Origin of the sequence: Vreelandella aquamarina (assembly GCF_020075495.1) — a bacterium.
Lineage (GTDB): Bacteria > Pseudomonadota > Gammaproteobacteria > Pseudomonadales > Halomonadaceae > Vreelandella > Vreelandella aquamarina_A.
Genome location: NZ_JABYQT010000002.1, coordinates 85,742 through 105,497 on the forward strand (window position 1 = coordinate 85,742; position 19,756 = coordinate 105,497).

The window sequence follows — 19,756 nt, forward strand, 5'->3', positions numbered from 1 at the left end:
GCCTTGCGGCGCCTTGGGAGTCTTTGGAGGTAACCACACCGCGCTGCTCAGGCGTCGAAGCCTTCCTGTACAGCCCACACCGCGGCTTCCACCCGTGAGCGCAGGTTGAGTTTCTTGAGCAGGTGCTTGACGTGTACCTTGACGGTGCCTTCGGTAATGTCCAGCTTGCGTGCAATCAGCTTGTTGGAAAGCCCCCCGGCCAGCTGCTTGAGTATCTCGCGTTCGCGCTGGGTCAGGCTATGGATGTCGGGAGTGCTGGGCGCGCTGCGCTGGTTACGCAGTGCCTCGGCCAGCAGGGCGGTCAGGCTTTCGCTGATCACCATGCGGCCAAGGGCCGCCTGACGCAGCTGGCGTACCATGTCCTCGGGCTCCATGTCCTTTAAAAGATAGCCGTCGGCGCCGGTGCGCAGCGCGGCCACCACGTCTTCTTCATGGTCGGAGACGGTGAACATCACCACGCGGCCGCCATAGTTCGCTTCACGCAGGCGGCGCAGGGCCTCCAGGCCGTTGATGTCCGGCATGTTCAGATCGAGCAGCACAAGGTCTGGCTCGAGTTCCAGGGCCAACGCAATGCCTGCCTCGGGGTCGCCCGTTTCACCCACCAGTTCCAGGTCGTCTTCAAGCTCGAGCAGCTGCGCCACGCCGCGGCGTAGCAGCGGGTGATCATCGATGATCAGCAGGCTGGCGGGAGTATCGTTGGCGGTTATCGGTGTCATCTCAAGGTCTCTGTACCAGAAGAGTGGGTGGCGCTTGTCGCGGGCTGTTGCTGAATCAGGCGAGCGGTCAACGGCGTAAAGACCAGCTCGACGCTGGTTCCACCGGTGGGGCGGTTGGCTATACTCAGCTCTCCGTTCAGGGTGTTGGCCCGGTCACGGATGATGACCAGCCCGTAGTGCATCGGTGGCGAGCTGTCGTCTTCCAGGCCGATGCCGTCATCCTCGATGCGAACCAGCAGCTGGGCATCGGCAAAACGCACCGTCACCGCCGCCCAGTGAGCTTGCGCGTGCTTGTGAGTATTGGCCAGCGCCTCGCGAATGATCTGAAGCACGTGAATCTCTTCGTTGGGGTTCAGCAGGTAAGGCGGCACATCATAGTCAAGCTCGACGGTAGCCCCCAGGCGCTGGGTGAACTCATCGACGGTCTGGCGCAGCGCAGACTGAAGCCCCGGGCCATCGAGCTTCAGCCGGAAGGTGGTAAGCAGCTCGCGCAGCTGGCGATAGGCGCTGTTCAGGCCGCTGCGCAACTCGTCGAAGACCGCCGCCTGGGTGTCGCGCGAGGCGTCTTTCTGCTGCATGCGCTCGAGCCGCGCTACCTGCATCTTGAGATAAGAGAGCGACTGGGCCAGCGAGTCGTGCAGTTCGCGCGCGATGATGGTGCGCTCGTTGATCAAGGTGACCTGCTGCTGCTCCTCGATGCGCCGCTGCAGGTACACCGCCGTGGCGAGCTGGTCCGCCAGCATGGTGAGCAGGCGGTGGGTATTGTCGTTGAGCGTTTCCTGGTGATACCACACTTCGAGCGTGCCGAGCAGCGTATCGCCGACGCTGATGGGGAGAAGCAGGCACTGCGCCTGGTCGGAGGCCATCAGCTCCAGCGGCCGGGGGTCGATCAGGCAGGCGTGGCACTCCTGGTCGCGGCAATATTCCGGCCGGGTAGGCGAGTGGGTTTCCAGCACCAGCATTTCCCGCTGGTCGAAAGGATCGTTCAGCGACAGCCGTATCGGGCCGATGTCCAGCAGCTTTTCCAGTTCGCGCAGCATGGGAGCGGCGCTGGAACACAGATCGTTGCCACCGCCATACAGCGAGCGGCCGGCATCGTGCATCACGCGCAGCGCCTGGTTGCTGCGTTCAAGCTCCTGCTCCTTGCGCGATACTTTCTCCTCTAGCGCCGCGTAGCTTGCCGACAGCTCGGCGGACATCTTGTTGAAAGTGTCGCCCAGAAGGGCCAGTTCGTCGCTTCCGCGCAGCTTCGAGCGGTGGTCGAAATTGCGCTGGGCGGCTTCGCGGGCCAGCACCATGAGCTGGCGCAGAGGCACTACCAGGTTGTGGCGAACGTCGTACAAAGCGATCAACACCACGATGGCGATCAGCGTCAGGAAAAGTATCTGCATCATGCCCAGTAGCTGCACCTTGGCTTCAGTGCTTTGCTCAAGCTGCAGCACCAGGGTATCGATATCATCGACCATGGCGGTCATCATGGCTTGCAGGGCGTCCAGGTCGGGGGCATCGCTGGCGGATGCTTCCAGCAGCGTGGGGCGCAGGGTGGTCTGCCAGTAGGCCTGGAGCTTGTCCAGCTGGCGGCGGCGCTCGTGACGCGCGCTGTCGGGGACGCTGTGCTGCAGGGTAGGGCCATTGAGGCGTTGGTCAAAACGGGCCATCAACTCGGCAAGGCGTGCCTCGCTTGTGTCATCAGGAACGTACTGCGCGCGCTGCACTTCCCCCATGATCTGGTAGGCGTTCATGCGCAAGGAGCCCGCCACGTTGATTGCCGCGGCATCGCCGTGGGTGCTGGCGGACATCATCATGGTGAGCGAGATACTGACAAATGCCATACCGCTGATGGCAAGCAGTGACGCAATGATGCGGGCCACCAGGGAGCGTTGAAGTAATTTCATGGCAGTTCCGATAGCGCGTAATGAGAAATGGAGCAGTGCCACTTTACGCATCGGCAAGCGAGGGCTATCCCTTAAGGGTTAGCCGAACTACCTCCGATGCCTTTTGACCGGTCTTGTCTAATTGCCGACAATTCTTGCACGTCTTCTGATGTCTTCATACCCTCGCCGGAAAACACCATGCCTTCATCCACTCCTCCTCCTTCGCTCGAGGCATCCGTCGAGTCGGTCAATGGTTATCAGCTGCTGGTCGCTATGCTGCTCATGCCCCTGGCAAGTGCGCTGGCGGTGGCCAGCTGGACGCTTTATGCCCTGCTCGCCAGGCAACCGGCCTACGCGCTGCTGCCGTTGGTGAGCGCCATGCTGCTGGCGTGGCCGGCCTGGAACCTGGCCCGCCGTGGGGATACCTGCCGATTGATGCAGTGGCTATTGCTGGGCCTGGCACTGGCCCTGGGCGGGTTCGGCGTGGCCGACCAGACGTGGATGCTGCTGCTGGTGGGAGGCGGGCTGGGGCTGGGGGGCGCGGTGATGGCAACCGGCATCGCCCATGCCAGAGGCTGGATGCCCGGACGCACGATGCCGCTTTATGCCGGTCTTGGCTTGGCGGTGGTGGCCGGCGTGGGGTTCTCCCTGCACATGGTGCCCCTGGTCGTCCAGGCCTATGGCTGGCAGGTTGCGCCCCTTAGTCTGTTGATTCCTTTGTTGATGATAACGCTACTGCTATGGCTTTTCGTGGAGTCTCCCGCCTAGGCCCGCCAGACCCATGGCAACTACCTCCACTACCGATAAGGTTGGGTTCATGACGATTGCAACGTTTGCCGATTTACTTCAAGAAGCCCGCCGGCAGCCCCGCCCCCAGCGGCTGCTGTTCGTGTTTGTGCGCGCCGAGCTGCCGGATTTCCCCGATCCCGAGCAGCGCCGCCGCTTCGAGCAGGGCGAGGGAGGCGTGCTGGTGCCGGTGATCTGCGTGGATAAATCCCCCGACGAGCTGAGCAGCATGGCGGTTCTGGTCGAGGAGTCGCGCCGTACCGACATCCAATGGGATCTGATGTTGGCAGCGGCCGTGGATGATCCGGGCGCTGACGCCGAGATAGAGCGGCAGCTTCAGCGCATGATGGAGTCTCTGCAAATGGGTAATATCACTTCTTTTCTTGTGTTCGACCCACAGGGCAATACGGTCAACGTGGGCTAGGCGAGGCTGGTATGGAGCACTATTTTCTGATCAAGCATCTGCATATGAGTGCGGCGGCGCTGAGTATCACGTTTTTCGTGGTGCGCGCCTGGTGGTCCGTGCAGGAAAATCCACGGCTCGATGCCCGTTGGGTCAAGGTGTTGCCGCATCTCATCGATACGGTTCTGCTGGGGCTGGGCGTCACCTTGATGCTGCTGCTTTCCGTATGGCCCTGGCAGCTTCCCTGGCTGGCGGCGAAGTTGCTGGCGCTGCTCGCCTATATCGGTATTGGAACGGTGGCCATCAAGCGAGGGCCGACGCCCCGAGTGCGTGCCCTGGCCGCTGTCCTGGCAGTAGCCACCTTCGTGTACATGGTGGGGGCCGCCATTCGGCACAGCCCGCTCTCCTGGCTTGCCTGAGGCGCCGATATTCAGGCAAGCAGGGGCCAGGGCTCAAGCAACGCGCCAAGGCCAATCAGTAGGCCCAGACAATCGCCATCAGCAAGCCCCACGCCAGCAATCCAGCCGCCATGATGGTGTAGGTAACGGACATGGTAGTGACATCATTGGCCCGGCGTTCACACAGGGCCTGTAACCCGTGGTAGACCAGGCTGCAGGAGATACCTAGCGCCGCCAGGACTACCACTGCATTGAAGAGCAGGCTGGGAACCAGCAGCGCAAATGCAGCAGACCACAAGGGCAGCGGCGCCAGGGCCGCTAACAGATAGGCGCCGTGGTAGCTGATGGCAAGTTCGCGGTCGCTGTTGACGACGGCGTGAATCAACCAGCCCATCACGAAGAAGGTCAGCAGCTCGGCCAGAAACAGGATGGTCGTGATGAACCGCCACTGCCGGTCGGCGAAGCCGGCGACGAAAACATCCCCGTAGTGAGTGCCCGCATAATAGAGCATCAAAGGCGGCACTAACGACATGGGTAACACCAGACACCAGGCCAGCGTGGCGATGGACGGGCTGCGCTGCTGCAAGCGCTGCCAGCTTCCTTGCTGGGTGAAAGGCAACTGAATAACGGCTAATGGGGTCATGATGTCATCCCTCATTCGGTTATGATCGCGGTCGGCTTATAAATATCATATTGTGATACTAGTAGTTAGAATTAGGCGTTATTGGCATTCTGTCAAGTGAACGGGCCTGTCGACATGGCGCTTTTCTACTGCGTGTTATCGCTCTCGGAAAGTGTCGCTATGGCCTGTTGCAGGTCATCGAGAAGGTCCTCGGCATCTTCCAGGCCAATCGAAAGGCGCAGCATTCCATCTGTAATGCCACGCTTTGCCCGCTCTTCGGCGGAAATATCTGCATGCGATGTCGTGCATGGCTGAGTGACGAGGCTTTCAGCACCGCCCAGACTGGGGGCAATGGCAAAAAGCGCCAACCGGTCTGCCACCTTTGTCGCCGCGTCGCGCCCACCCACAAACTCCAGTGTCAGCATACCGCCGAAACCGCGCATTTGCTGGCGTGCCAGACGATGCCCCGGATGCGACGGCAGCCCTGGGTAGAGCACACGAGCGATAGCAGGATGCCCCAGCAATGCCTCGGCGATTGCCTGTGCTGAGGCATTGTGCCGCTCGACGCGTAAAGGCAACGTGCGCACGCTTCGTGAAAGCAGCGATGCCATTTGCGGCGAGAGGGCGCAGCCCAGGTTTTGCCGCCAGGGCCACATCGCGTCGAGCAGCTTGGCTGACCCCATGACCGCACCGGCGGTGAGATCACTGTGGCCCCCCAGGTACTTTGTTGCACTATGCACCACGATATCGGCGCCCAGTGCCAGCGGCTGCTGGTTGATGGGGGTTGCAAACGTGCTGTCTACCGCCACCAGGGCCCCGTGACGGTGGGCTTGTTCGGCCACTGCGGCAATATCGGTAAGCCGCAACGTCGGATTGGTGGGGGTCTCTATGTAGACCAGCCCTACACCTGAGGCCAGCAAGTGCTCCAGCGCATCAAAATCGTCCCCCTCCAGCAGAAAGTGTGTGTTGATACCCAGCTCGGGCAACTGATGCTCGAGCAGGCCCAGCGTGCCGCCATATATCTCGCCCAGACAGGCGATGCCACGCCGGCCGTGGCTCAGAAACAGGGTGCTGATGGCCGCCATGCCGGATGAGAATGCCCAGGCTTTCTCGGCGCCTTCCAGCGCGGCCAGCGTTTCCTCCAGGGCGTAAAGCGTCGGGTTGTGGCCATAGCGCGAGTAAAGCGGTGCACGCCGACGTCCTTCAGTTACTTCCAGCAGGGCCGTCGTATCGGGGTAGGCGAACGTCGTCGTATCGTAAATCGGCATATGGGGGCTGCCGAAGGCATCCTGTTGCTGTTGGCTGTGAATGGCCAGCGTAGCGGCGCCAAAACGAGATGAACGCGGGTCCGACATGGTGCAACTCCCGGTGGTAGGTTTTTGATCGAGTCGGTTCTAGTTTAAGTAGGATGTTGGCCATGACAAGGCGGCTGACTGCGTAAGCCCACACGATGCTTTGTTGATATCTGTCATCCTTTTCATCAAGCCCCTGGATCACAATGGATATCCGAGTGATTTAGTGGGGTATTACGCTATGCCAACCAATGCTTTCTCCCGAGGTGCCGCCACAATTACCCAGTTGCCGTTGCTGCGCCTGGCGTTTCGGCCCTTTTTCCTGCTGGCGGCACTGTTCAGCATCGTATCTCTGCTGGTGTGGCTGGCCTTCTGGCATGGCCATGTTCTGCTGCGTCCTTATGGCGGGTTGGTGTTCTGGCACCAGCACGAGATGCTGTTTGGCTTTGCCGCGGCGGTGGTGGCAGGGTTTCTGCTTACCGCTGTACGTAACTGGACGGGGTTGTCGAGCTTGAGCGGCGGGCCGTTACTTGGCCTTGTGGTGTTGTGGCTGATGGGCCGGGGGCTGATGGCTTTCCCCTTGGGGCTTCCGGCTTGGTTATTGCTGGTAATTGATGGTGCATTCCTGCCGGTGGTCGCCGTTGTCATGGCGCGTCTGGTGATCACTGCAAGGCGCTGGCGCAACGTGATCTTCATTCCCACGCTGCTGCTGTTTGGCCTTGCCGATCTGGCCATGCACCTAGGCGTAATGAAAGGCGATGCGGTGCTGATTCGTCAGGCTGCTTACTTGGCCGTTTTGTTGATTTCGCTGGTCATGGTAATCGTGGGCGGACGGGTGATTGCCATGTTTACCGCTAACCGGCTCGGGCTTTCCAGAGCGGAGCCTGTGTTCTTGCTGGAAAGCGTGACGCTGATGAGCACAGCAGGCGCGGTGCTGCTGCAGCTCGCCATCATGCTGGGAATGAGTGTATCGAATGCGTTACTGGGCGCCGTGATGCTGATTGCGGCATTGGCCAATTTCGTTCGCATGGCGCGTTGGGGCGGGCTTCGCAGCTGGCGGGAGCCCTTGCTGTGGGGGTTGCATGCGAGTTACGCCTGCATTCCGCTAGGCCTTTTTCTGTGGGTGCTGGCCCTCATGGGAGTGATGCGTGTCGACCTCGCTGTGCATGCCCTGACCATTGGTGGCATGGGCACCATGATGCTGGCCATGATGGCCCGGGTGTCCTTGGGCCATACCGCCCGGCCTATTCGTACCTTGCCGGGGGTTGGCGGGGCGCTGGGCATGATGTTGATAGCTGCATTGGTACGCGCACCGGTGCTGGCGCTGTTCCCGCAGGTCACCCACTGGATGTATACGCTGAGCATCATCCTCTGGTGCCTGGCCTACGCCGTATTTCTGGCGCACTACACCTGGCCGTTGATGCAAGCGCGCATCGACGGCCAGGATGGCTGAAGGCCTTGGCCGCCAGCGTATTCCCTTGTGCTCGCCTCTCTATCACCTTGGGGGTAGAAGGGGTGTATATGGAGGTAACCACGCAGTAATTCGTCGATCGATCGCTCAGAATCCTCTCCATGGAACCCGCTTCGGGTACGCACATTTTCGAGGAGCCAGGAGAGCGACCATGAGTCACTTCATAGACCGGCTGAATTTCTTTCGCAAGTCCCGCGAGCCCTTTGCCAACGAGCACGGCGAGCTGCGCAGCGAATCCCGCCAGTGGGAGGATAGCTACCGCGCCCGCTGGCAGCACGACAAGGTGGTGCGCAGCACCCACGGCGTGAACTGTACCGGCTCGTGCAGCTGGAAGATCTACGTCAAGAACGGTCTGGTGACCTGGGAAACCCAGCAGACCGACTACCCGCGCACCCGGCCTGATCTGCCCAACCACGAGCCGCGTGGCTGCCCACGTGGCGCCAGCTACTCCTGGTACCTGTACAGTGCCAACCGCCTCAAGTACCCCTTGATTCGCAAACCGCTGCTGGCGCTGTGGCGCGAGGCGCTCAAGGCCAACCCGGACCCGGTGGACGCCTGGGCCTCCATCGTCGAAGACCCGGCCAAGACCAAGCAGTACAAGCGTGCCCGCGGCATGGGGGGCTTCGTGCGCGGCGACTGGGACGAGCTCAACGAGCTGGTCGCGGCCTCCAACGTCTACACCGCCAAGCAGTATGGCCCGGACCGCATCATCGGCTTCTCGCCGATTCCCGCCATGTCGATGGTCAGCTATGCGGCGGGCAGCCGCTACCTGTCGCTGATCGGCGGCGTGTGCATGAGCTTCTACGACTGGTACTGCGATTTGCCGCCGGCGTCTCCGATGACCTGGGGCGAGCAGACCGACGTGCCCGAATCCGCCGACTGGTACAACTCGAGCTACATCATCGCCTGGGGATCCAACGTACCCCAGACGCGTACCCCGGATGCGCACTTCTTCACCGAAGTGCGCTACAAGGGCACCAAGACCGTTTCGATCACCCCGGACTACTCCGAGGTCTCCAAGCTGACCGATGAGTGGCTGTCGGCCAAGCAGGGCACCGATGCCGCACTCGCCATGGCCATGGGGCACGTCATTCTCAAGGAATTCCACCTCGAGAACCCCAGTGCCTACTTCACCGACTACGTGCGCCGCTATACCGACATGCCGTTTCTGGTGGAACTTGAGGCGCGGGAAGACGGCAGCTTTGTTCCCGGCCGCCAGCTGCGCGCCAGCGATTTCGACGCCGCGCTGGGTCAGGAAAACAATCCCGAATGGAAGACCGTCGCCTGGGATGAAACCCGTGACCAGCTGGTGGTGCCGCGGGGGTCCATCGGCTTTCGCTGGGGGGAAACCGGCGATGAGGTGGGCAAGTGGAACCTGGAGCCGCTGGATGCCGAGGGCACCGAGATCAAGCCGCTGCTGAGCCTGGCCGGCCATCACGATAGCGTGGCACGGGTGGCGTTTCCCTACTTCGGGGGCATCGAGCACGAACATTTCGAGCACGTCAAAGGCGCCGGTGTGGGCGCCGCCGATGACCTGCTGTTCCATAACCTGCCCGTCAAGCGGCTCACACGTGCCGATGGCAGCGACTTTCTGGCAGTGACCGTTTTCGATCTGATGTGCGCCAACTACGGCATCGACCGCGGCCTGGTCAGCGACCATGAGGACGATGGCGCCACCACCTACGATCAGATCCGCCCCTATACCCCGGCCTGGCAGGAGAAGATCACCGGGGTGCCGGCCGAGCAGTGCACCCGTATTGCCCGCGAATTTGCCGACAACGCCAACAAGACCCACGGGCGCAGCATGATCATCGTCGGTGCCGGCATGAACCACTGGTACCACATGGACATGAACTACCGTGGCCTGATCAACATGCTGGTCATGTGCGGCTGTATCGGCCAGAGCGGTGGCGGCTGGGCGCACTATGTAGGCCAGGAGAAGCTGCGTCCGCAAACCGGCTGGACGCCGCTGGCCTTCGGCCTTGACTGGCAGCGCCCACCGCGGCACATGAACTCCACGTCGTTTTTCTATAACCACTCTTCTCAGTGGCGCTACGAGAAGCTTGAAATCAAGGAGATCCTCTCGCCGCTGACCAGGGTGGAGGATTACCCGGGCAGCCTGATCGATTTCAACGTGCGCGCCGAGCGCATGGGCTGGCTGCCGTCGGCCCCGCAGCTGGACACCAACCCGCTGCGCCTGGCGAAGAAGGCCGAGGCGGCGGGCATGTCGAGTGCCGACTACGCGGTTTCCCAGCTCAAGAGTGGCGGGCTGCGCTTTGCCGCGGAAGACCCGGACGCGCCGCAGAACTTCCCGCGCAACCTGTTCATCTGGCGCTCCAACCTGCTGGGCAGCTCCGGCAAGGGCCATGAGTACATGCTCAAGTACCTGCTGGGCACCCGCCACGGGATTCAGGGCAAGGACCTTGGCGACTTTGGCGGCCAGAAGCCTGAAGAAGTGGTGTGGCGTGACGAGGCGCCGGAAGGCAAGCTCGACTTGCTGGTGACGCTGGATTTTCGCATGTCCACCACCTGCCTCTACTCGGATATCGTGCTGCCGACGGCCACCTGGTACGAGAAGAACGACCTCAATACCTCGGACATGCACCCCTTCATTCACCCGCTGACCGCCGCCACCGACCCGGCCTGGGAATCGCGCAGCGACTGGGATATCTACAAGGGCATTGCCAAGGCGTTTTCCAAGGTGTGCGTTGGCCACCTGGGCGAGGAGACCGACCTGGTCACGCTGCCCATGCAGCATGACTCCCCCGGAGAGCTGGCCCAGCCGGCGGTAATGGACTGGAAGAAGGGCGAGTGCGAGGCGATTCCGGGCAAGACCATGCCCTCGCTGATCGAGGTCAAGCGCAACTACCCGGAAACCTACGAGCGCTTCACCTCCGTCGGGCCTTTACTTGAAAGCATTGGCAACGGCGGCAAGGGCATTGCCTGGAACACCGAGGCGGAAGTCGAGCTGCTGGGCAAGCTCAACCATCGCAAGCTGGACGGCCCGCAGAAGGGGCGCCCGCTGATCGAAAGTGCCATCGACGCCGCCGAGATGATTCTGACCCTGGCACCGGAAACCAACGGCCAGGTGGCGGTAAAGGCCTGGGACGCGCTCTCAAGGATTACTGGACGCGACCATACCCACCTGGCGCGGCCCAAGCACGAGGAGAAGATTCGCTTTCGCGATATCGTCGCCCAGCCGCGCAAGATCATCTCGAGCCCGACCTGGTCTGGCCTTGAAGACGAGCACGTCTCCTACAACGCCGGTTACACCAACGTTCATGAGCTGATTCCCTGGCGCACCGTGAGTGGCCGCCAGCAGTTCTATCAGGATCACGCCTGGATGCGCGCTTTCGGAGAAAGCCTGCTGGTCTATCGCCCGCCCATCGACACCAAGGCCGCCAAGGGGTTCACGCTTCCCGCGGACAACGGCTTCAAGAGCAAGGCGCTGAACTTTTTGACGCCGCACCAGAAGTGGGGCATCCACTCCACCTACTCGGACAACCTGCTGATGCTGACGCTCAACCGTGGCGGCCCGGTGGTGTGGCTTTCCGAAACGGACGCCGCGGACATGGAGATCGAGGATAACGACTGGATCGAGGTCTACAACGCCAACGGGTCGATCACTGCGCGGGCCATCGTCAGCCAGCGGGTCAAGGCGGGCATGGTGATGATGTACCACGCCCAGGAGCGCCAGGTGAACGTCCCCGGCTCCGAGATTACCGGTACGCGTGGAGGCATTCACAACTCGGTGACGCGGGTCTGCCCCAAGCCGACCCACATGATCGGTGGCTACGCGCAGCTCTCCTACAGCTTCAATTACTACGGCACCGTCGGCTCGAACCGCGATGAGTTCGTGCTGGTACGCAAGATGAAACACGTCGACTGGCTGGACGACGAAGGCAACGACAGCGTTCAGGAGAACGTGGCTCTTGAGAACAGCACTAAGGAGGCCGCGAAATGAAGATTCGTTCCCAGGTAGGCATGGTCTTGAATCTGGACAAGTGTATCGGTTGCCACACCTGTTCGGTGACCTGCAAGAACGTCTGGACCAGCCGTGAAGGCGTGGAGTACGCCTGGTTCAATAACGTCGAGACCAAGCCCGGCATCGGTTATCCCAAGGAGTGGGAGAACCAGGCCAAGTGGAAGGGCGGCTGGATGCGCCGCAGCGATGGCCGGATCGAGCCGCGCATCGGTGGCAAGTGGCGGGTGCTGGCGAATATCTTCGCCAACCCGGACCTGCCGGAAATTGACGACTACTACGAGCCGTTCACGTTTGATTACCAGCACCTGCACACTGCCAGGATCGGTAAGCACCAGCCGGTGGCGCGCCCACGTTCGCTGGTTTCCGGCAAGCGCATGCAGAAGATCGAGTGGGGCCCGAACTGGGAGGAGATTCTGGGCACCGAGTTCGCCAAGCGGCGCAAGGATGCCAACTTCGACAAGGTGCAGGCGGACATTTACGGTCAGTTTGAAAACACCTTCATGATGTACCTGCCGCGCCTGTGCGAGCACTGCCTGAACCCTACGTGCGTGGCGTCCTGCCCGAGCGGGGCGATCTACAAGCGCGAAGAGGATGGCATCGTGCTGATCGACCAGGACAAGTGCCGCGGCTGGCGGATGTGTATCTCCGGCTGCCCCTACAAGAAGATCTACTACAACTGGAAGAGCGGTAAGTCCGAGAAGTGCATCTTCTGCTACCCTCGTATCGAGTCCGGCCAGCCGACCATCTGCTCCGAGACCTGTGTCGGGCGGATTCGCTACCTGGGCGTGCTGTTGTATGACGCCGACCGCATCGAGGAGGTGGCAGGCTCGCCAGACGAGCGCGACCTTTATCACCGCCAGTGCGATATCTTCCTCGACCCGCACGACCCCGAGGTGATTGCCCAAGCCAAGCGCGATGGCATTCAGGAGAATGTCATCAAGGCCGCCCAGGCCTCACCGGTTTACAAGCTGGCCATTGACTGGGGGCTGGCGCTGCCGCTGCACCCTGAATACCGCACGCTGCCGATGGTGTGGTACGTGCCGCCGCTGTCGCCGATTCAATCGGCCGCAGAAGCCGGTCACGTGGAGTTCGACGGCATTCTGCCCAGGATCGAGTCGCTGCGTATCCCGGTGAAGTACCTGGCCAACCTGCTGACTGCCGGCGAAGAAGAGCCTGTCGTGCTGGCCCTCAAGCGCTTGATGGCGATGCGGCTTTACATGCGCAGCAAGCACGTGGAGGGCGCGGCCAATGCCGAGGTGCTTGATGCCGTAGGCCTGAGCGAGGCGCAGGTGGAAGAGATGTACCGCTACCTGGCCATTGCCAACTACGAAGACCGTTTCGTGATTCCCACCAGCCACCGCGAGATGGCGGTTGATGCCTTCCCCGAGCGGGGTGGATGCGGCTTTACCTTTGGTGATGGCTGCCACGGTGAAAGCCGGCCCAACCTGTTCAATGGCCGCAAGCAGACCAGCGTGCTTGTCGAGCCGGTCGAGGTGTTCGAACCGCAACAGTTCGAGGAGGATCGTCATGCATGACACCGCTCTGAAAGACCTGCCGTCAGCAGCCGTTCAAGGCATGCGTAGCCTGCGTGTGCTGGCCCGCCTGCTCGATTACCCGACCCAGGCGCTGCAAGACGCCTGCGGCGAGCTTATCGAGATCATCAATGCCGAGCGCCGCCTGGGGGCGGCACTCAGGTCATCGCTGATGCAGTGGTGCCAACGGCTGCACGATGGCGACCTGCTGTCGCTCCAGGCCGAGTACGTGGCGCTGTTCGACAAGGGCCGCGCAACGTCGCTACTGCTGTTCGAGCACGTGCATGGTGAGTCCCGTGATCGCGGTCAGGCCATGGTCGATCTCATGGCCGAATACAGCGCGGCGGGCTTCGAGCTGGACGCCCGCGAGCTGCCGGATCACCTCCCGGTATTTCTTGAGTACCTTTCACTGTGCGATGAGGCCGAGATCGGCCGCTGGCTGGGCGAAATACGCCATATTCTGGCGCTGCTCACCGCTCGGCTCGAGGAGCGAGGGGCGGATCACGCGCTGGTGCCGCTGTCGCTTCTGGCGTTGATCGGGGCCGAGGAGGAGGTCGACGTACACCGCCCACAGGTCAAGCAGGAAACGCCGGATAACACGCCAGAAGCGCTGGATGCGGTATGGGAAGAGGAGGCCGTGCGCTTCTCGGCGGCGTCTGATGAAGATTGCGCCCTGCAGTCTGCCGAAGGCCGCCGCCTGGCCGAGCGCAAGCATACCGTCAAGAGCGAGGCCGTTCGCATCATGCCGGTGTCCTCACCCATTTCTTCTGCCAATCGTTAATAGGAGAGACGCCATGTATGACGCGATTGGGCACTACTTTATCCACCTGATCTACGGTTACTACCCTTATCTGGCGGGCACGGTGTTTTTGTTGGGCAGCCTGGTCCGTTTCGATCACGGCCAGTACACCTGGAAGACCGGTTCCAGCCAGATGCTGTCTTCCCGGCACATGCGCCTGGCCAGCAACCTGTTTCATGTCGGGATCATCGTGATCTTCTTTGGTCACCTGGTGGGCATGCTGACACCGCACTGGGTCTATGCGCCGTTCCTGCATGCCGGCACCAAGCAGCTGGTGGCGATCGTGGTCGGCGGAATTGCCGGTGCGATGTGCCTGGTAGGCGGCGGCATGCTGCTGTATCGCCGGCTGTTCATGGCCCGCGTGCGCCAATCCTCGAGCCTGATGGACACCTTGATTCTGGCCATTCTGGTCGTTCAGGCGGGCCTGGGCATGGGCACCATCTTTTTCTCGCTGGGCCACATGGACGGCGAAATGATGCTCACGCTTTCCAGCTGGGCCCAGGCCATCGTGTTCTTCAGCGGTGGTGCGGCGGACTATATGCAGGACGTCTCGTGGATCTACAAGGTCCATATCTTCCTCGGCCTGACCATTATCCTGCTGTTCCCGTTCACACGTCTGGTGCACGTATGGAGCGCACCGTTTGGCTATGTAACCCGGCGCTACCAGCTAGTTCGCCGCCGCGGCTGAGCCATCGCTGACCTGGTCTGAAGGAGAGATGACATGCAGATGATTGATATCGAACAACTGCCCGGAGGTGTCGCCACCCCACTGGTACATGTCGGCGACGTCAGTATCGATGACGCAGCGATAGCGCTGGAAATGCAGTATCACCCCGCCGATACGGCGGGGGAGGCCCAGCGCAAGGCGGCGCGCGCCCTGGTCGTCAGGGAGCTGCTGCGCCAGCGCGCCCGGGCGCTTGGCTTGATGCCGTCTGAGGCGGCCACGCTGACCCAGGAAGAGGTGGCGATTGCCGCCTTGCTGGAGCAGGAACTGGACGTGCCCGAACCCAAGGAGGCAGATTGTCGGCGCTTTTTCGAGACCCATCCTGAGCGCTTCAGCGAGCCGACCCAGCTCCGTGTGCGGCACATTCTGCTGGCGGCGGCGCCGGATGATTCAAGGGGGCGTGATGAAGCGTGTCGGCTGGGTGAAAAGCTGCTGGGTGAGCTTGTGCAGATACCCGAGCGGTTTGCCGAGTTCACGCAGCGCCACTCCGCCTGTCCTTCTCGGGAGATGGACGGCGACCTGGGCTGGCTGGTGCCGGGCCAGACCGTACCCGAGCTGGACCGTGCCTTGCAGCACCTGCCCGAAGGGCTGCATGAGCGCCCGTTGGCATCTCGCTATGGCTTTCACGTGGTAAGTATCGACGAGCGTCGAGAAGGGCAGACACTGCCTTTCGAGCAGGTGGCCGACCGGGTACGCCATAGCCTGAGAGAACAGTCGACACGCCGCGCATTACGCCACTACCTGCTGGCGCTGGAGAGCGAAATCGGCGTCGAAGGGGTCATGCTGGACGACGATGCCGGCGGCAGCTTGATGCAGTAAAGCGAGTACGGTTAGTGAGTACGGATCTATTTACCGACAACCGCGCGTTTTATTGACGCAGCTCATGTACGCATCGCGAAAGGCTTGTTATTTTAAAGATGTATTCAATATGAATCTTTAGCAAGCCGTTGAAAAGAGGCCGTTATGCTGACCCAGGCACAAGAACAGACCATTGCCGCCACCGCCCCCGTGGTAGCGGAACACCTCAATACGATTACCGCGCGGTTCTATCCGCTGATGTTCGAGCGCTACCCGCAGGTCAAGTCGCTGTTCAACCAGACACACCAGAAAGATGGTGGTCAGCCGCGGGCGCTGGCGGCCTCTATTCTTGCCTATGTAGGCGTGCGCCAGAACCCGGAAACCGCGCGGCAGATCATGGAAACCGTGGTGAACAAGCATGTGTCGCTGGATATCCAGCCCGAGCACTACCCGATTGTAGGCGAGTGCCTGCTGGTGGCCATCGGTGAGGTGCTGGGCGATGCCGTGACCGCAGAGGTTGCCGATGCCTGGGGTGCGCTTTATCAGGAGCTTGCCGACCTGCTCATCGACCTGGAAGCGCAGCGTTACCAGGCGTTTGAACAGAAACCCGGCGGCTGGCGGGGTACGCGGCGTTTTCGTATTGCCGATACGCGCCAGGAGAGCCGTGTCATTCGTTCGTTCATCCTGGAGCCCGAAGATGGTGGCCCGGTGGCGGACTACACTCCCGGGCAGTACATCGGGGTGAAGCTGGATATCGATGGGGTGCCGGCGTCTCGCCATTACAGCCTTTCCGATGTGCCTAATGGCCGCTCTTACCGGTTATCCATCAAGCGGGAACCGCATGGCGTCGCCAGCCGTTTTTTCCATGACCAGCTAACGGTAGGCGATGTCATCGAACTGCTTCCCCCGGCGGGCGAGTTGACGCTCAAGGATGGCGACGAGTCCTTGCTTCTGATCAGCGGCGGCATCGGCCAGACGCCGTTGCTGCCGATTGCCAAGCAGGCGCTGAGCCAGGGCCGCCAGGTTACCTACCTGCATGCCGCCATCGATATGGACAGCCGTGCGTTTGCCGAGGCCATCGACGAGCTGGCCGCCACCTATCCGGACCAGTTGACGGCGGTTACGGTGCTCGAGCAGGGTGACCAGGGGGATCACCAGGGGCGCATCGACCAGGGCCTGCTCGCCAAGTACCTGGTACCCAACACTCGCTGCTACTTTGTTGGCCCCCATGGCTTCATGGCGGCAATCAACCAAAGCCTGGAGCTTCTCGGCGTGGCGGAAACCCATCGTCACTTCGAGCATTTCGGGCCGGCCAAGGCGCTCGAAGCTGCCTGATGGCCTAGGAATATCGAGCCTCAACAAAAAGGCCTGGGCGTAGCCCAGGCCTTCGTGGTTCAGCGGTTACGCCTGGTCGTCGGTTTCGAGGCTTTCGGCCAGCTCGTTCAAGCGGCGCTCAAAGCTTGCATGTTCGCCCGCACTGATGAAACCCTGTTCGCGGGCAAGCTCGCTTACGCTCTGCTCCAGGGCTGCCAGCTCTTGAAAGTACGCCATGCGGTCGTCTTCGCTCAGCGAATCACGCGCTTGTACCGTCTCGCGCAGCGCCTGGGTACGCGCTTCGACCCACGCCTGTTCACGCTTTGACACTTCAAGCCCTTCATCGGTCGGGTAGCCTTCCCAGCCGGATCCCTTCAATAGTTCCCAAAGCGCTTCTTCGGGGCGATACGTGCCGTTGAGCGCTGGCGCCTGCTCGTCGGCAAGAAGCGTTGGATCGATGGCGATGAAGCAACCGGAGCGCTGGGCAAGCTGATGAAGCGCTTCGTCCAGCCGCTGGGGCGATATGTCGTGGTCGATTGCTTCGCGCTGGCAGTCCGCGTAGACCGGCAGGGTAAACATAGTAGATAGCAGAAAGGCAGCGGTATAGCGGTGTTTCATGGCAATCCTCACATGAGGGGCAACGAGCGTCGAAGGGCAGCCAGCGCACTGCTCGTGGCAATGACGCTTTCAACGACGAATAATAGCCCAGCCGTATGCCAAGCGCTTCAACTCTCTTTGGGCCGTGCGGTTACGACGATTTCGTAGATTCGCCAGTCGTAGTTCGTCAGGTACTCGGAGGCTTCTGCAAGGCGGCGCGCCAGATGTTCATCGCTATCGGGTATCACAAAAGCTTCGCCGCTGAATGCGTGGCCCTCCTCACGCAGGCGTACCTCTGCATCGATTACCCAGGGCAGCGCCTTCAGCTCGTCTTCGAGCGCTTCCTCCAGATGTTCAGGGGTTCTATCGGCGGTCAGGTGAGGGCGGCGGTCCATCAGGTCGCTTACCGCTTCCTTCAGGTTGACAAAGCCATCCTTGGTGACATCCAGAGCGATAATGGCCGCCGCCACTGCATCGGCCCACCAGAAGCCAGCGCCGACACCGAGAACGCCAACGATGGCGGCAAGCCCTGTCATCCAGTCGGCCTTGCTCATCTTGCCATCGGCGTGCACGGTCTTCTCATGCGCTTTAGCCGCTGCCTTGAGCTGTAGACGGCCAATGATCACCGGCGGAATCACGCTGTAGATCAATACCGCAATCATGACCCAGCCCATCCATATCGTATGCCCGAACAGCTCGATGGCACCAATGCTTGGGTGTTCACGCTGCATGAGCTTTATCAACGAATCGATCAACAGGATGCAGCCCATCGAACTCAGCGCCATGGCGGTGAGCAGAAACGCAATGATGGTGACGCGTTGATACCCATAGGGATAGGTTTTGTTCGGTGCCCGCGCGCGAAAACGGACGGCTAGCAAAAAGGCGATGGGGGGGATGAGCGATAGCATGTCTTCAAGCCATGCGACCTTCATGGCCTGGCTGTTGCCCAGCACCAGGGCGAGTATGCTGACGATGGAAATGCGAAAGGCGAGGTTCCACCACTCGAGGCGAATCAGATAATCGAGATCTTTCTGCTTGTGCGCGGGTAAATGAAAGACGTGGCGTATCTTCATTGATCTGTTTCCCACCCCTTGAGCCGTTGTTCAATGTCGCTGGCGCTATCCAGGTGCCGCTGCACGGCCATCATCCAGGCGTTTTCGCCCTTGGGAAGGGCCATGATATGCGCATCGGTGGCGAGCGTGTCGTGACTCATTGCATAGTCGTGCGCCATCAGCCACCAGGTGGGCTGCACCACCAGCTGGTTATCTGGCAAAGGGGGAGTCGTCAGATGCACGACAGCACCCTCTTTTTCGAGCGAGCGGGCAACATGATTGACCGCAGAGAGCGTGATGTCCTGGCCTTCGAGGGTATCGGGCAGCGTCATGCCCAGAGGCGCACCGACTCTGTAATCACTTTGATAGTAGGCATTGGTGGGCGCCGCCAACTGGCTGATACGGGCGTTTTCCGTCAGACCGCTGATGACCAGGTCCAGTTGATGCTGCTCCAGGGCCAGCAGCAAGTGGCTTTCGCCCCCCCAGTGCCATTCGATGGTCGCACCGAGTTCGTCGGCGAGCGCCTGTACCAGTTCCACTTCGAGCCCGGCAGGCCCATCGGCGGCTTCAATGACCCAGGGAGGGTTCTCCGAAACACCGACCCGCATGACGCCATTGTCGATGCGTTCCATCGAGCCTTCGATATCCTGGGGGTAGCGACAGCCTGACAGAGTCAACACGACTAGCAGCAGACAGGGTACGCATGATGACAAACATGGGTGCTTCTCGCTGATCATTGTCTCTTCCCTGAGTTGATGGATCGGAATGCCTTCCGGCAATATTCCGTCAGCGAGAGATATTATAAAACATGGCATTAAGTGAGTGTTAAAAATTGAACAACCAAGGGTAAGAAGACGGGCGTCAGCGCTTTTGGAATTGTTGTTCATATCCTTTTTTTATCAAATATTAAAATTAAATAAATTAGATGATGCGAGGTTTCGGCATTCATTTATCGAAATTGGCGTGCATGGCCATAACGTTAGATCATTCTTTTATGGCTTAATTAAAACAGTCGTATGCGATTTTTTATAGATTTAAAGCCAACGATTTAAAAGTATGTTTATCGTTTTTTGTCGTTATTATTAATAAAGATATAGTTTTCCCACGCCGGCGCTAGTGGTGATGGCCAAGCTGTAAGAAATTGCTGCTTTTTATGTAAGATATTTCTTACAACGCGTATAGAAATTGTATAGCTTATGCGCTGTATAACATATATTTTATTTCAAGTATCTGAATTTATTTGTTTTATAGTTGTATGGCCCTGTCCAATATTGAGTTTTTGTAATTAACTTTAATGGAGGGGGAATGACTAGGCTAAGAGTCTATTGACCTGCTTTTAGTGTTTGGCTACTCATTATGAAAGTACAACACTAATATCAGCTAAGGGTATGGA

The 19,756-nt window shown here is 60.4% G+C and carries 17 protein-coding genes; 10 read left to right on the forward strand and 7 right to left on the reverse strand.

Going from position 1 to position 19,756, the window contains the following annotated elements; translation table 11 throughout:
* Positions 1 to 47: 47 nt before the first annotated feature.
* Both narL and HW452_RS03125 read right to left on the reverse strand, forming a co-directional pair.
* Positions 48 to 716, reverse strand: a complete 669-nt coding sequence (gene narL / locus HW452_RS03120; protein ID WP_224104645.1) for a two-component system response regulator NarL — start codon at positions 714 to 716, stop codon at positions 48 to 50.
* Positions 713 to 2,611, reverse strand: coding sequence for a type IV pili methyl-accepting chemotaxis transducer N-terminal domain-containing protein (locus HW452_RS03125; RefSeq protein ID WP_224104646.1), 1,899 nt, complete (start codon positions 2,609 to 2,611; stop codon positions 713 to 715). Before HW452_RS03125 ends, narL begins: the two co-directional genes overlap by 4 nt.
* 177 nt (positions 2,612 to 2,788) lie before the next feature.
* Here HW452_RS03125 and HW452_RS03130 point away from each other — a divergent pair, with 177 nt between their 5' ends.
* The 3 genes from HW452_RS03130 to HW452_RS03140 are packed head-to-tail and all read left to right on the forward strand — an operon-like array spanning position 2,789 to position 4,198.
* Positions 2,789 to 3,358 (forward strand): hypothetical protein, encoded by a 570-nt coding sequence (locus HW452_RS03130; RefSeq protein WP_224104647.1) that lies wholly within the window; start codon positions 2,789 to 2,791, stop codon positions 3,356 to 3,358.
* 49 nt (positions 3,359 to 3,407) lie between these two features.
* The gene (locus HW452_RS03135; protein WP_224104648.1) at positions 3,408 to 3,800 is read left to right on the forward strand and encodes a ribonucleotide reductase subunit alpha; all 393 of its coding nucleotides are present in this window, start codon (positions 3,408 to 3,410) and stop codon (positions 3,798 to 3,800) included.
* Positions 3,801 to 3,811: 11 nt separating this feature from the next.
* A complete protein-coding gene (locus HW452_RS03140) occupies positions 3,812 to 4,198 on the forward strand; it encodes a SirB2 family protein (RefSeq protein WP_224104649.1) in 387 nt (128 codons plus the stop codon).
* A gap of 55 nt (positions 4,199 to 4,253) precedes the next feature.
* On the opposite strand, the gene HW452_RS03145 is transcribed toward HW452_RS03140, so the two are convergent.
* Positions 4,254 to 4,820: a YIP1 family protein gene (locus HW452_RS03145; RefSeq protein ID WP_224104650.1), complete on the reverse strand. Its 567-nt coding sequence runs from the start codon at positions 4,818 to 4,820 to the stop codon at positions 4,254 to 4,256.
* Between the two features lie 125 nt (positions 4,821 to 4,945).
* Entirely contained in the window at positions 4,946 to 6,154 is a 1,209-nt protein-coding gene (locus tag HW452_RS03150; RefSeq protein ID WP_224104651.1) for a trans-sulfuration enzyme family protein, read from the reverse strand.
* A 178-nt stretch (positions 6,155 to 6,332) separates the two neighbouring features.
* On the opposite strand from HW452_RS03150, the gene HW452_RS03155 reads away from it, so the two are divergent.
* The 7 genes from HW452_RS03155 to hmpA all read left to right on the forward strand — a co-directional run bounded on the left by HW452_RS03155 (position 6,333) and on the right by hmpA (position 16,735).
* Positions 6,333 to 7,544: an NnrS family protein gene (locus HW452_RS03155; protein ID WP_224104652.1), complete on the forward strand. Its 1,212-nt coding sequence runs from the start codon at positions 6,333 to 6,335 to the stop codon at positions 7,542 to 7,544.
* A 169-nt stretch (positions 7,545 to 7,713) separates the two neighbouring features.
* Positions 7,714 to 11,526 carry a nitrate reductase subunit alpha gene (locus HW452_RS03160; protein ID WP_224104653.1) on the forward strand — a complete coding sequence of 1,271 codons (3,813 nt, stop codon included), beginning with the start codon at positions 7,714 to 7,716 and terminating at the stop codon, positions 11,524 to 11,526.
* A complete protein-coding gene (gene narH, locus HW452_RS03165) occupies positions 11,523 to 13,082 on the forward strand; it encodes a nitrate reductase subunit beta (protein ID WP_224104654.1) in 1,560 nt (519 codons plus the stop codon). The genes HW452_RS03160 and narH overlap by 4 nt, the downstream gene beginning before the upstream one ends.
* Positions 13,075 to 13,860, forward strand: coding sequence for a nitrate reductase molybdenum cofactor assembly chaperone (gene narJ, locus HW452_RS03170; RefSeq protein ID WP_224104655.1), 786 nt, complete (start codon positions 13,075 to 13,077; stop codon positions 13,858 to 13,860). The genes narH and narJ overlap by 8 nt, the downstream gene beginning before the upstream one ends.
* A gap of 13 nt (positions 13,861 to 13,873) precedes the next feature.
* Complete coding sequence (gene narI / locus HW452_RS03175) at positions 13,874 to 14,566, forward strand: respiratory nitrate reductase subunit gamma (protein WP_224104656.1); 693 nt, start codon at positions 13,874 to 13,876, stop codon at positions 14,564 to 14,566.
* Positions 14,567 to 14,599: 33 nt separating this feature from the next.
* Positions 14,600 to 15,421: a peptidylprolyl isomerase gene (locus tag HW452_RS03180; protein WP_224104657.1), complete on the forward strand. Its 822-nt coding sequence runs from the start codon at positions 14,600 to 14,602 to the stop codon at positions 15,419 to 15,421.
* A 144-nt stretch (positions 15,422 to 15,565) separates the two neighbouring features.
* Positions 15,566 to 16,735 (forward strand): NO-inducible flavohemoprotein, encoded by a 1,170-nt coding sequence (gene hmpA / locus HW452_RS03185; RefSeq protein ID WP_224104658.1) that lies wholly within the window; start codon positions 15,566 to 15,568, stop codon positions 16,733 to 16,735.
* Between the two features lie 66 nt (positions 16,736 to 16,801).
* Here the strand turns inward: hmpA and HW452_RS03190 are convergent, their stop codons facing one another.
* The 3 genes from HW452_RS03190 to HW452_RS03200 form a co-directional block, all read right to left on the reverse strand.
* A complete protein-coding gene (locus tag HW452_RS03190) occupies positions 16,802 to 17,332 on the reverse strand; it encodes an STN domain-containing protein (RefSeq protein WP_224104659.1) in 531 nt (176 codons plus the stop codon).
* A 107-nt stretch (positions 17,333 to 17,439) separates the two neighbouring features.
* The gene (locus HW452_RS03195; protein ID WP_224104660.1) at positions 17,440 to 18,384 is read right to left on the reverse strand and encodes a cation diffusion facilitator family transporter; all 945 of its coding nucleotides are present in this window, start codon (positions 18,382 to 18,384) and stop codon (positions 17,440 to 17,442) included.
* Positions 18,381 to 19,043, reverse strand: coding sequence for a transporter substrate-binding domain-containing protein (locus tag HW452_RS03200; RefSeq protein WP_224104661.1), 663 nt, complete (start codon positions 19,041 to 19,043; stop codon positions 18,381 to 18,383). Before HW452_RS03200 ends, HW452_RS03195 begins: the two co-directional genes overlap by 4 nt.
* Positions 19,044 to 19,756: the final 713 nt, after the last annotated feature.